The organism is Limnohabitans sp. (assembly GCF_046052765.1).
GTDB lineage: Bacteria > Pseudomonadota > Gammaproteobacteria > Burkholderiales > Burkholderiaceae_C > Limnohabitans.
Genome location: NZ_JAVLFQ010000066.1, coordinates 91822 through 102890, shown reverse-complemented (window position 1 = coordinate 102890; position 11069 = coordinate 91822). Strand labels below are relative to the sequence as shown.

The window sequence follows — 11069 nt, the reverse complement described above, 5'->3', positions numbered from 1 at the left end:
TAGTGAGCAAAAGAAACTAGGCTCTGTTTGTATCGAAACCCGTTGCACGCACCTAGGCCCAACAGGCTGCACCATGGGCGACGACAAACCTTTCGGCTGCACGCTCTACCCCCTCAGTTACAACCCTCATAACAAAAGTTTTTACTTCGATACCGACTGTCCTTTGATGGACGATTACATACACGGCTTGTCAGAAGAAAACAGTGACGCGAACAAGCACCTAGGCAAGGTGCATGAAATGATTGTTCAATTGGAAAAGACAGATCCGGTTTTTTTACAAACCAACCACGAAGTAGATATTTCTTACTTTGATCTCAAGCGTATTCCTGCTGTACATTTCAACCCAAAACAAAATAAAAAAAAATCAAACATTTAAAGGCAACACTATGAATGGCATGCTCTATCAATTCAAACCAGCTCATCAGGTTTCTTCAGCCGCCAAGGTTCATGAAGTCGGTTACCAGAGTTGGACAGAAGACAACCTTCTGGTTGAAAGTGAGCACAACGACATTCTTTACTACACCACACGTTGGGATGCTCTGTGTCCCTACATCAATGTGACCAAGGAAATGCTGACTGCTGCACCACGGCCCTTTGTGGTTTACGCGCTGCCCCCAGACAGCCCTTTTGGCGTACCCATCAATGACAAGTACGGCTTGGTCAACACCATGGACGAAGCCTTTTGGTCAGAACCGCGCCGCGAACGTAAATTCCGCGAATACGACAAACAATATAAAAACTTTGTTTACACCGAACAAGTGATTTCTGGCTCTCAACTGACGGTTGAGGATATGTTTGAAATGGGTGGTGAGCACTTCGCCAACTACTATATTGATGACCGCGAAGTGGAGGGATTTGTTGACTATGTGCGCCACTTAGACGTACTGATTTTGCGTGTACACAGCCCCGAAGGCGAACTTGTGCTGACTGATGTATCCATCTTGTTACCCAAATACAACCAACTGTATGGCAGTTTTTGTCAGTGGAATCGTGATTACAAAAACCGTTCACCTGGCATATACGCCTGTTTACAAGCTTGCCGTTGGGCGCAGAAAAATGGCCTGCGCTATTACAACCTTGGGCCAGTCGATGACTATGGGTACAAAGCATTGTTTGTGACCGACTTTGAACCTATTTACGCATTGGCGCTGATTGATCCACAACACCCATTGGCAACAGACCCAACCTCACCTTTGATCACTGACTTCAAGCCGCACGAACTCAACCAGATTTACCGACATTCGCCGGTTGTTCAGCAGGTTGAGCGCCAAGAGCATATCTTGGCGATGGCTGGCTGATCAAAAGTAGTGCTTTTCGCCAAAACTGATGTCGTAATCGATAAACAGTTCTTCACCTTCGGCGATATTCATCAGGCTTATCAAAGTGCCATTTTTCTTGAAGCGCAAGTTGGGGCGTTTGGAATGGTTCAGATAAACAGCCAAATCAAATGAATTCAAGCCATTGACGGGAATACTGACACTGCGCCTGTCGTAATAACAAAACATATCTATTTGATTACGTACTCCTTTGGGTAAATGCTTGATATCTTTTTTGGATACATCAATTTCCCTAGAACGGATATAGCTTTTCAGGGGATTGATCCCTTTAGGAATCGGTTTGATTGCAAAAACCCCAATGCCATGGATGGGAGAAATACCAAGTTTGCAAAACACCTCTTCCTCAAGATGCTCGATGATTTTTTTCTTGGTGGTAGGCATGGCTATGACTTTCTCAGTTGGGCTTTACTATAACGAATAGACAAAGCCGTGAAGGCGACTGCTTACAATCGTTGCAATGATGCCGCTCACAAACGAACTACCTACGCGTCGCTTGCGCTTTGTATTACTTTTTTTTTCTTCTGCTTTTATTTTCGGTGGCGTGCTCTTATCAAAGACCGATGTGAACCAGCAGTGGATGATTGCTATCAATCAATCTGTGAGCGGCATCGACTCCTTGTGGTCAGTCCTGACCCAGTTTGGTGAAGGTGGTGTTGCCCTTTTACTGCTGCTGGTATTTGCCCGTTTCAGTCGCAACGGCACCGCATTAAGTTTGAAGTGTTTTTTGATCGGGTCTGTGCTGTCCCCTTCTCTCAAGGCAATCTTTGCCCACGCCAGGCCTTTGAGCGTTCTGGATGCTGGGTTAATCCACACCATAGGCTACCCTCCCACCGCGGCCAATTCCATGCCCTCAGGCCACAGCATGACGGTAATAGCTGCGGTCACGCTGTTATGTCTTTGCTTACCAGTCGGGTCAAAGTTCAAACCGGTCGCCGCCTTACTGGTGGTGTTCGGCAGTTTGGTAGCGTTGTCCAGGATCATGGTGGGTGCGCATTGGCCTTCAGATGTATTGGCCGGCGGCGGGCTGGGCATACTGATCGTTTGTCTGGCTGTGCAATGGGAACAGTTCCAACCCTGGAGCAATTACCTTAAGCAATCAAAATCCCAATGGGGTTTGATGTTGTGCGAGCTGGGATTGGTGATTTATTTATTCAGATTACATGCTGAAACACCTGCGTCACAATTGGCAATTGATGTGATTGCCACCCTAGGAATCGCTGGACTCATGTCTAGATTGAGTTTGTTGCGGAAAAAGGAGATGCCTTGAAAGCGCGATCTAGAGACTCTTTTTATGCTTTGTCCATGCTGGGTGTGAGCATGGTGTTTTTTTTAAGCTATCCAGACATTGATTTACAGGTCAGCAAGCTTTTTTATGATGCCAACACACTCAGTTTTCCGGGCAAGGAATGGCCATGGGTGAAATGGATTTATATCTACACACCCGAAATCAATAAATGGATATCGATTGGGGCAGCGATATTTTTATTGTTTAGTTGGATTCGACCCAACAAGGGCTACAACATACTGCGTCGACGTTGTATTACTTGGTTGTTGACGGTCATCATAGGCATTGGTTTTATCGTCGATTGGGTATTGAAAGACCATGTCGGCAGACCTCACCCTTACCAAACTGTCAATTTCAATGGCACGGACGCGTTTGTTCCTGTGCTGCACTACCAGCCATTGTGTGAGGAAAATTGTTCATTTGTCAGCGGCCACGCTGCTGGCGGTTTTGTATGGATGGCCTGGGGCATGTGGTCGCGAAGACAGACTCGCCGCCGATGGATATGGGCTGGCATAGGTGCTGGCAGCTTGATAGGCTTGACTCGCATGCTTCAAGGTGGTCACTTCCTAAGCGATGTGGTGTTTTCTGGCTGGTTTATCTGGTTAACTTACTGGCTTATTCGAAGTGTTTGGATACGCTGGCGTTGGTACCAAGTCCATCGCCTGCATCAACCCCAAAATCTCTAAGTTTGAAGCACATAGGCTACAGTCTCAGCTTTTCAATGATTCATCAAAAATATATATGGAATTACTGACCGACCCGCATATGTGGATGGCGCTGGCCACATTGACTTTGCTCGAGTTGGTGCTGGGCATAGACAACATTATTTTCATCTCCATTCTTGTCAGCAAACTCCCCAAAGCACAGCAAGAATTGGCCAGGCGGATCGGCTTGTTCATGGCCATGTTTTTGCGTATTGCTCTGCTGTTATTGCTGTCATTCATTATTGGACTGGTAGAGCCATTGTTTACAGTGATGACACAGCCCTTCTCTGGGCGTGATTTGATTTTGCTGGTCGGTGGATTGTTTTTGATCTGGAAAAGTACAGGCGAGATTCACCAATCACTCGAAGGCGAGGACGAAAGCGATGGTGCCCATGCCAAGCCCCAAGTCAACCTGATCGCCACCATTGCCCAAATCATCGTTATCGACTTGGTGTTCTCGTTGGACTCCATCATTACCGCTGTCGGCATGGTCGATGATGTGCGCATCATGATCACCGCTGTCATAGCTTCGTTGGGTCTGATGATGTTGTTTGCCCGAGCCATTGGAGAATTTGTCGACGCTCATCCTTCCATCAAAATGCTGGCCCTGAGCTTTTTAGTGGTGGTAGGAGTGGTCTTGATCGCAGAAGGATTTGGTCACCACGTACCCAAAGGCTATATCTACTTTGCCATGGCGTTCTCGTTTGGTGTTGAATTGCTCAACATCCGTTTTCGTCAATCGCGCAGTAAGCCAGTCAAGCTGCGCGACGCTGTGATTCCTGGTGACGACCCCCATTGAGTACCATTCATACCCACTCGAAATACCAAATCATTCGGCACAATCTGGCAAAACAGCTATTGCTATTGGTGCTATTGGGCGCGGGATTGTCAGTCCGTGCCAATGAGATAGATACGACTGCTCAAAACGCAGAATGCTCGCGCAGTGCCAGCTATTTCGCAGAGTTTTATGTCGGCTTACAAACCATGCACAGCCACGGATTGAAAAACTTTACGCCCGGCTCTGCTGATGCTAATGCTTATTTCATACAAGTTCAAAAAAACGGCGAAAAAGTTGAAATGAATGTATTGAAAAATTTACGCTCTGACGGTACGTTGAGCCCATCAGTCAAAGATTCATTGATCAAGCTGAACCAGTCAGTCGCTCAGAGCATGCGGCGAATGGCCGAACAGGATGCACTCGCCCAAGTGCTTCGCGATAAAGAGGTGGTGAAAGCTGACCTGACCAAAGTTTGCAGCCATTAAGCATTGCTCATGCATCAACACCCGCTGTCATTCAAAGAGCCGTCAGGCATGACAGTTTTGCAAAATTTCGCATCATCGAGTTTGGCACCATCCATTTTTGCGCCTTTCAGATTGGCGCCAGCCAGCACAGCACCTTTCATGTTTGAAAGAAGCAGCACTGCATCACTCAGGTCAGCGCCGGTTAAATTGGCTTCTCTTAAGTAAGCATTGGTGAAGTTTGCCAAGTGCAAATTGGCACCGCTTAAATCGGTACGACGCAAATTGGCGTCTTCAAAATTTGTCACCAAGGTGCGCTTTTCCATCGGACGCTCGGCCAAGTTGGACTTGGCCATGACCGCGCCTGACAGGTTGGCATTTTGAAAATCAGCACCTCGCATGTCGCGTCCACCCAACGGGGCATCACTCAAATCACAGTATTTGCAGACATTGGTGGTTTTGAAGTCTTCCATCTTGCCGGCGTCAAATGCCCCGGCGGCCCAAGGCCAGATACAGCAACCCGCAACCAGTACCATGGGTAACAGTTTGAAACTTTTGTGAATAACAGCCACTACCAACCCCTTTAAAACCCTAAGATTTACCATGGCTAATAATAACCAACTACTTGGAAATGAATTCCCATCCCGCCAGTACCCTTTTTGTCTCGACATGCGATGATCCGGGTATCGAAAGGCTGTCATGCATTTTTTGTACCCCATCGCTAACCCAGCGCGGCCAAGGATAAGCCTGATATTTTTGGCACTGGTTGCTTGCTTGTTAACCAGCCAAAGGGCTTTGGCCTACACATTGACCTGCGATGTCCAAGGGTCATTTCCCGAAATGGACAAAATCAGCGTAGAACCAGCCTCAGTCAAAGTTGACATCACCTCTATTGGAGACCATTTGTATATCAAGATGGATGGCCCCAAGCTGTACACTTTTTTCGTCAACACGCTCAGAACAGCTGAGTTTGAGGGAATGGATTTAACTTCCAAAACCAGTTTGTGGGTAAAACGCAAAAACCTGCAAACCATGGAAGAATCTGAGATCAAAATAAACCGTGAACCGGTGAATATCAAGGCCATCAAAGATGTTCAAAGATATGGCAAGAAGTTGAAGTTTTTCGTCACCGGTCCTTGTCAACTGCCACCAGGATGAACACCATGAGCCAACTTACGATCAGACAATTGTTAATTGATTTAGACCGTCCTTTTTCACTGCGATGGAACGGCGATGATGCATTCACGTCAGCTTTCTTTAATGCATTGTCCATGAGTTTTCCGGTGGGCGAGCAATTTTTTCTCGACAGTGTGCGCCAAGGGCTTTCGCGTCTAACGGCCGAGCAGCAAGCTTTGTACAAAGATGAGGTCAAAGGATTTGTCGGGCAAGAGGCCACACACCGCCGCTTGCATACCCTGTACAACCGACATTTGCTTGACCAAGGCATGGTTAATCATTGGGAAAAACGTGCACTCAAGCGCATAAGCTTCATCCAAAAAATCGATATCCGCCACTCTGTGGCAGCAACCGTTGCAACTGAGCATTTCACGGCTGTGTTTGCACATTGGTTGCTGTCTAACGAATGGTGTTTTGAACATGCCGATCCCCGCTTAAAAACCATGTGGTTATGGCATGCCAGTGAAGAAAGCGAGCATCGTTGTACGGCTTTTGATTTATACAAAGCGATGGGTGGCAATGAGGAATGGCGTTTGCGCTGGATGCGTCGCGTTACCTGGTTTTTCCTCACAGATTTGTTGCTCCAAACCGTCAACAACTTGTGGCATGAGGGAAGCCTTTTCAAAACATCCACATGGGCCAGCGCTTGGAAACATTTGTTTGCCAAGGGTGGGTTATTTCGGGCGAGTTTCAACCTATGGCGTGACTATTTCAAGCCCGAATTTCACCCCTCCCAACATCCTGATGATTTGTCTCGGGCGTGGTTACAAACACACCAAAACGCTTATGTGCCGGTGGGTCAGACCACGTAAGCTCGATGGGTGGGCCATTTTTATTGGAAAGCAGCATGCTAGATCCCCAAGCACAAACACTTTTACAACTGATGGTCGAACGAGGCGTACCTGCATTCAACGCCCAGACACCTATAGAAGCCCGACAAGCCTATTTGATGCGAAAAGGCTTTACCCAGCCTGAGCCTCCCGCTGTCTCACGTAGTCATGATCACCTGGTGTCACTCAATGGTGTACAGATCAAAATCCGCGAATTCAGGCCTCAAGCTGTTGCATCCACAGATGTACTACCCGCGCTGGTTTATTACCATGGAGGTGGTTGGGTCATAGGTGATATTGATACACACGATGTACTTTGCCGACAGTTATGCCAAGCCAGTGGCTGTGCAGTGTTCTCAGTGGATTACCGGCTTGCACCCGAGCATGTGTTCCCGGCTGCTTACGACGATGCACAGGCTGCTTTCCAATGGGCGGCTTCTCATGCGACCAGTTTGTCAATTGACGCGAAGCGCATTGCTGTCGGTGGCGACAGTGCCGGCGGCAATTTGGCCGCCGCAGTTTGTCTGGGCGCCAGAGGCGGCTCACATCAACCTGCTTTTCAATTGTTGATCTACCCTGCCACGCTGATGTACCCGGACACACAAAGCTACCGCGACAATGGCGAAGGTTACGCATTGACGGCCGAAGTGATGGACTGGTTTATGAACCATTACCTCCCTGAGCCTGAGGATGCGCACGATTGGCGTGCCTCACCATTGAAAGCCGGTTCTCATGCAAACCTGCCCCCAGCTTTGGTTATCACAGCCGGCTTTGATCCGCTGCGTGATGAAGGCCGCTTGTATGCAAACGCATTGTCGGCAGCTGGGAGCAGTGCCGAATACATTTGCTTTGAGCGACAAATCCACGGCTTCATCACCATGGGTCGTGTCATACGCGAAGCGCATACCGGTGTAGCCATTTGTGCTGATGCACTCAAACGTTACCTTTGTTAAGGATCAGTACCCATGAAATTGCATATCAACGGACAAAGCCATACGCTGGATGTTGAACCAGAAATGCCACTCTTATGGGCATTGCGCGATGAACTTGATATCAAAGGCCCCAAATACGGTTGCGGCATTGCCCAATGCGGCGCTTGTACCGTTCTACTCAATGGCGAACCGGTTCGTTCATGCAGTTACCCTGTGTCCTCTGCTGATGGACAGCAAGTAGTGAGCATTGAAGGACTGGCCGACAAAGGCAAGCTCCATGCTGTGCAACAAGCTTGGATTGACCATCAAGTGCCGCAATGCGGCTATTGCCAAGGCGGTCAAATATTAGCTGCAGTGTCTTTGCTCAAGAAAAAGCCCAAGCCCACTGACCAAGATATAGATGCTGCCATGACCAACATCTGTCGCTGTGGTACCTATGCTCGTATGCGCACGGCGATTCATGCTGCTGCGCGACAAGCTGGAGGCAAATCATGAGCTTGACACACCTGAATCGTCGTGTTTTTTTACAAGTCAACAGCGCCTCAGCAGCCGCCCTCAGTCTGGGGTTTTTGTGGCCTGATGCTGGCTTGGCAAACACCAACGCAGAAGTGAATGCGTGGATTGAAATCAATACCGACGAATCCGTTGTCATACGCTACGCCCGCACAGAAATGGGCCAAGGCAGTCGCACCTCCGCACCTATGTTGATCGCAGAAGAATTAGAAGCAGATTGGAAAAAAGTACGGGTAGTAGATGTGCCGGCACATGAGAATTTACGACGCAAACGCGTTTATGGTGACATGGCCAGTGTGGGTAGCCGCACCATACGCATGTCGCAAGAGTATTTACGCAAAGCCGGGGCCGCTGCCCGCATCATGTTGATCGAAGCCGCAGCCCAGCGCTGGAGCGTACCTGCCAACGAATGCAAGGCATCGCTGGGTGTGGTCTTTCATTCTGGCAGCGGTAAAAAACTCAGCTTTGGTCAATTGGCTGCAGATGCCGCCAAACTCACACCACCCAAAGACATTCCCCTGAAAGACCCCAAGACCTGGACCATCGCTGGCAAACCCATTCCGCGTCTGGACATCACTGACATCGTCACTGGAAAAATCCGCTATGGCGTGGATGTTCAATTGCCTGGCATGCTGCATGCTGCCATCGCTCAATCACCCGTCTTTGGCGGCAAAGCCAAATCAATCGATAGCAGCAAAGTCGACAACCGGCGCGGTATTGTGAATGTGATCAACCTCGGCGAATTTGTTGCCGTGGTCGCAGACAACTGGTGGCGCGCGAAGGAAGCTTTGCGCGACGTATCCATCGATTGGGATAACGGCAAAAACGGGGCAGTCAACAGCGCCAGCCTATTGCAGTATTACCGCGAAGGACTGACCCAAAAGGAACAAGCCGTAGCCCGCAATGACGGCGATGCAGTTGCCACGCTTGCCGCATCACAAGTGATCGAAGCGGATTACTACACCCCTTATTTAGCGCATGCCACCTTAGAGCCCATGGTTTGTACGGCCTTGCTCAATGGCGAAAAGCTTGACATTTGGGCATCGACGCAAAACCCTGAATCCACCCTCACCTCGGCGGCCTCTACAGCAGAAGTAGCGCAGGAAAACGTCCGAGTTTTTGCCATGCAAATGGGCGGCGGTCTGGGTCGCAAAAGTCCTCAAGATTTCACGCGTCAAGCAGTCGCCATCGCCATGCAGCTGCCCGGCAAGCCAGTCAAGTTGATGTGGAGCCGTGAAGAAGACACGCAACATGATTTGTATCGCCCTGCCAGTTTGGTGCGCGTACGCGCAGCCTTGGACGACAACGGCAAACCACACGCCATGCATATTCGAGTGAGTGCACCTTCCTTGTTTTCACAGTTATTGCGCATGCCATTGCAAAACGGGGTTGATCAACAAGCCGTTGCCTGTTTTAACGATCACCCCTATGCCATTCCCCATACCTTGGTCGACTTTGCCATGCGCAGTGCCCACGTACCTGTTGGATTTTGGCGCACAGTGGGTCACTCCCAAAATCCCTTTGTGCGCGAATGTTTTCTGGACGAACTTGCGCATGCTGCCAACAAGGACCCTTTAGCCTATCGTCTTGCCCTCTTACCGGACAATGAAAAAGCTAACCGCGATAAAGGCATATTGCAAGCTGTGGCCAAAGCGGCTGACTGGGGCAAACCGTTGCCTGCCGGTGTTCACCGCGGCATCGCCAGTGTGGACGGCTATGGCAGTTGGACCGCCTGTGTGTGCGAGGTGTCTGTCAGCCCACGCGGCGAAGTGAAGATTCACCGGATTGTGATCGGTATCGACCCAGGATACGCCGTCAATCCTGACAATATCCAAGCCCAATTGCAAGGCAGCGTGGTTCACGGATTGACTGCTATTTTCTGGGGTGAGATGACTGTGAAAGACGGTCGCGTTGAGCAATCCAATTTCCACGACTACCGCATGATGCGCATGAACGAAATGCCCAAAGTGGAAACGGTGATTGCACCCAGCGGCGGTTTTTGGGGAGGTGTGGGAGAACCCGCTCAAGCTCCGCTGGCACCAGCACTAGGTAATGCGTTGTTTGCTGCCACTGGCAAACGTATTCGCTCACTCCCCTTGAAAAACCATGGCCTGACTTTGGTGAAAGCATGAAACGCTTGTTGTTTTCTGCGGCTTTGTGTTGCGCTGCGGTGGTTGTATCAGCGAGGGACGGCATGCCGCCTACGCCTTCTGAACGTACCGCTGAAGTCGAACGCGGGCGCAAACTCCTACTCAACCGGCAAGAAACCGGTTGCGTTCTGTGCCACACCATTCCTGGTTTAAAGGATGGCGGCGAAATGGGGCCTAACCTCACTGGTCTGAGTCAGCGATTAACGGCAGATCAAATTCGCATGCGTATTGCCGACCCCAGGTTAATAAATCCACAGTCGTTCATGCCAGCCTACTTCAGCACAGAAGGATTGCATAATGTGGCCAAACCGTTGATCGGTAAAACCGTTCTCACCGAGCAAGGTCTGGAAGATATCGTGGCCTATTTGCTAGAAGCCACCAAAGGTCCTTGATGTTATTTTCATTATCCAGACGCGATTGGTTATCCCGATTTCTCAAAGCTTCTGTGGGTGTTTGGGGGATGGGCTCTGGTATGTCGCATGCGCAGGATATGTCTGTTTTAGGTCGAGTACAAGACATGACAGATGCACGACTGCGTCAATTTGACGAAATGATTGCGCCGTATGTCGTGCGCCAATCTGTCAAGCAAGGTGGCATTACCTTGTCATTGCCGATGCTGGCAGACAACGGCCACTTGGTGCCCTTGAGTCTGAAGGTCGACAGTCCCATGACGGAGGAATCCCACGTCACCCATATTTATGTGATTTCGCAACGCAACCCTGTTCCATTGATGGCCATGTTTGTGCTGGGTCCCTGGAACGGTAGGGCCGAACTGAGCATGCGCGTTCGCCTGTCGGGCACGCAAATGGTGGTGGTGCTCGCGCGCATGTCAGATGGCACTTTCCGATACGAAACGCAAGAAGTGGTCGTCACTGAGGCTGCCTGCATTGACAACGGATAAGC

General features: G+C 49.6%; 15 protein-coding genes. 13 read left to right on the top strand and 2 right to left on the bottom strand.

Going from position 1 to position 11069, the window contains the following annotated elements; all coding sequences use genetic code 11:
- The first annotated feature begins 73 nt into the window (after positions 1-73).
- Together AC9UG7_RS10245 and AC9UG7_RS10240 are read left to right on the top strand one after the other, a co-directional pair.
- Complete coding sequence (locus AC9UG7_RS10245) at positions 74-376, top strand: hypothetical protein (RefSeq protein ID WP_509587313.1); 303 nt, start codon at positions 74-76, stop codon at positions 374-376.
- Between the two features lie 10 nt (positions 377-386).
- Complete coding sequence (locus tag AC9UG7_RS10240) at positions 387-1298, top strand: hypothetical protein (RefSeq protein ID WP_509587310.1); 912 nt, start codon at positions 387-389, stop codon at positions 1296-1298.
- Here AC9UG7_RS10240 and AC9UG7_RS10235 read toward each other — a convergent pair whose 3' ends face one another.
- Positions 1299-1718: an SET domain-containing protein-lysine N-methyltransferase gene (locus AC9UG7_RS10235; protein WP_509587308.1), complete on the bottom strand. Its 420-nt coding sequence runs from the start codon at positions 1716-1718 to the stop codon at positions 1299-1301.
- A 79-nt stretch (positions 1719-1797) separates the two neighbouring features.
- Between AC9UG7_RS10235 and AC9UG7_RS10230 the strand changes: the two genes are divergently transcribed.
- From AC9UG7_RS10230 to AC9UG7_RS10215, 4 genes are read left to right on the top strand one after another with little or no spacing between them, the layout of a single operon-like run.
- Entirely contained in the window at positions 1798-2604 is an 807-nt protein-coding gene (locus tag AC9UG7_RS10230) for a phosphatase PAP2 family protein (protein ID WP_509587306.1), read from the top strand.
- The gene (locus AC9UG7_RS10225) at positions 2601-3308 is read left to right on the top strand and encodes a phosphatase PAP2 family protein (protein ID WP_509587304.1); all 708 of its coding nucleotides are present in this window, start codon (positions 2601-2603) and stop codon (positions 3306-3308) included. The genes AC9UG7_RS10230 and AC9UG7_RS10225 overlap by 4 nt, the downstream gene beginning before the upstream one ends.
- A gap of 55 nt (positions 3309-3363) precedes the next feature.
- The gene (locus tag AC9UG7_RS10220) at positions 3364-4125 is read left to right on the top strand and encodes a TerC family protein (RefSeq protein WP_509587302.1); all 762 of its coding nucleotides are present in this window, start codon (positions 3364-3366) and stop codon (positions 4123-4125) included.
- Complete coding sequence (locus tag AC9UG7_RS10215) at positions 4122-4589, top strand: hypothetical protein (protein WP_509587300.1); 468 nt, start codon at positions 4122-4124, stop codon at positions 4587-4589. Before AC9UG7_RS10220 ends, AC9UG7_RS10215 begins: the two co-directional genes overlap by 4 nt.
- 14 nt (positions 4590-4603) lie before the next feature.
- Here the strand turns inward: AC9UG7_RS10215 and AC9UG7_RS10210 are convergent, their stop codons facing one another.
- Positions 4604-5137: a pentapeptide repeat-containing protein gene (locus AC9UG7_RS10210; RefSeq protein ID WP_509587298.1), complete on the bottom strand. Its 534-nt coding sequence runs from the start codon at positions 5135-5137 to the stop codon at positions 4604-4606.
- A 127-nt stretch (positions 5138-5264) separates the two neighbouring features.
- Here AC9UG7_RS10210 and AC9UG7_RS10205 point away from each other — a divergent pair, with 127 nt between their 5' ends.
- From AC9UG7_RS10205 to AC9UG7_RS10175, 7 genes are read left to right on the top strand one after another with little or no spacing between them, the layout of a single operon-like run.
- The gene (locus AC9UG7_RS10205; protein ID WP_509587296.1) at positions 5265-5723 is read left to right on the top strand and encodes a hypothetical protein; all 459 of its coding nucleotides are present in this window, start codon (positions 5265-5267) and stop codon (positions 5721-5723) included.
- A 5-nt stretch (positions 5724-5728) separates the two neighbouring features.
- Positions 5729-6553: a metal-dependent hydrolase gene (locus AC9UG7_RS10200; protein ID WP_509587293.1), complete on the top strand. Its 825-nt coding sequence runs from the start codon at positions 5729-5731 to the stop codon at positions 6551-6553.
- 35 nt (positions 6554-6588) lie between these two features.
- The gene (lipP1, locus tag AC9UG7_RS10195; RefSeq protein WP_509587291.1) at positions 6589-7524 is read left to right on the top strand and encodes a LipP1 family hormone-sensitive lipase; all 936 of its coding nucleotides are present in this window, start codon (positions 6589-6591) and stop codon (positions 7522-7524) included.
- A gap of 12 nt (positions 7525-7536) precedes the next feature.
- Positions 7537-7998, top strand: a complete 462-nt coding sequence (locus AC9UG7_RS10190) for a (2Fe-2S)-binding protein (RefSeq protein ID WP_509587289.1) — start codon at positions 7537-7539, stop codon at positions 7996-7998.
- Positions 7995-10148 carry a xanthine dehydrogenase family protein molybdopterin-binding subunit gene (locus AC9UG7_RS10185; protein ID WP_509587287.1) on the top strand — a complete coding sequence of 718 codons (2154 nt, stop codon included), beginning with the start codon at positions 7995-7997 and terminating at the stop codon, positions 10146-10148. Before AC9UG7_RS10190 ends, AC9UG7_RS10185 begins: the two co-directional genes overlap by 4 nt.
- A complete protein-coding gene (gene soxX / locus AC9UG7_RS10180) occupies positions 10145-10558 on the top strand; it encodes a sulfur oxidation c-type cytochrome SoxX (protein ID WP_509587285.1) in 414 nt (137 codons plus the stop codon). The genes AC9UG7_RS10185 and soxX overlap by 4 nt, the downstream gene beginning before the upstream one ends.
- A complete protein-coding gene (locus tag AC9UG7_RS10175; protein ID WP_509587282.1) occupies positions 10558-11067 on the top strand; it encodes a thiosulfate oxidation carrier protein SoxY in 510 nt (169 codons plus the stop codon). The genes soxX and AC9UG7_RS10175 overlap by 1 nt, the downstream gene beginning before the upstream one ends.
- The last annotated feature ends 2 nt before the right edge of the window (positions 11068-11069 follow it).

Coding starts and splice junctions, on each gene's coding strand:
- AC9UG7_RS10245 (WP_509587313.1), top strand. CDS start 74: ATGGGCGACGACAAACCTTTCGGCTGCACGCTCTACCCCCTCAGTTAC.
- AC9UG7_RS10240 (WP_509587310.1), top strand. CDS start 387: ATGAATGGCATGCTCTATCAATTCAAACCAGCTCATCAGGTTTCTTCA.
- AC9UG7_RS10235 (WP_509587308.1), bottom strand. CDS start 1,718: ATGCCTACCACCAAGAAAAAAATCATCGAGCATCTTGAGGAAGAGGTG.
- AC9UG7_RS10230 (WP_509587306.1), top strand. CDS start 1,798: ATGCCGCTCACAAACGAACTACCTACGCGTCGCTTGCGCTTTGTATTA.
- AC9UG7_RS10220 (WP_509587302.1), top strand. CDS start 3,364: ATGGAATTACTGACCGACCCGCATATGTGGATGGCGCTGGCCACATTG.
- AC9UG7_RS10205 (WP_509587296.1), top strand. CDS start 5,265: ATGCATTTTTTGTACCCCATCGCTAACCCAGCGCGGCCAAGGATAAGC.
- AC9UG7_RS10200 (WP_509587293.1), top strand. CDS start 5,729: ATGAGCCAACTTACGATCAGACAATTGTTAATTGATTTAGACCGTCCT.
- lipP1 (WP_509587291.1), top strand. CDS start 6,589: ATGCTAGATCCCCAAGCACAAACACTTTTACAACTGATGGTCGAACGA.
- AC9UG7_RS10190 (WP_509587289.1), top strand. CDS start 7,537: ATGAAATTGCATATCAACGGACAAAGCCATACGCTGGATGTTGAACCA.
- AC9UG7_RS10185 (WP_509587287.1), top strand. CDS start 7,995: ATGAGCTTGACACACCTGAATCGTCGTGTTTTTTTACAAGTCAACAGC.
- soxX (WP_509587285.1), top strand. CDS start 10,145: ATGAAACGCTTGTTGTTTTCTGCGGCTTTGTGTTGCGCTGCGGTGGTT.
- AC9UG7_RS10175 (WP_509587282.1), top strand. CDS start 10,558: ATGTTATTTTCATTATCCAGACGCGATTGGTTATCCCGATTTCTCAAA.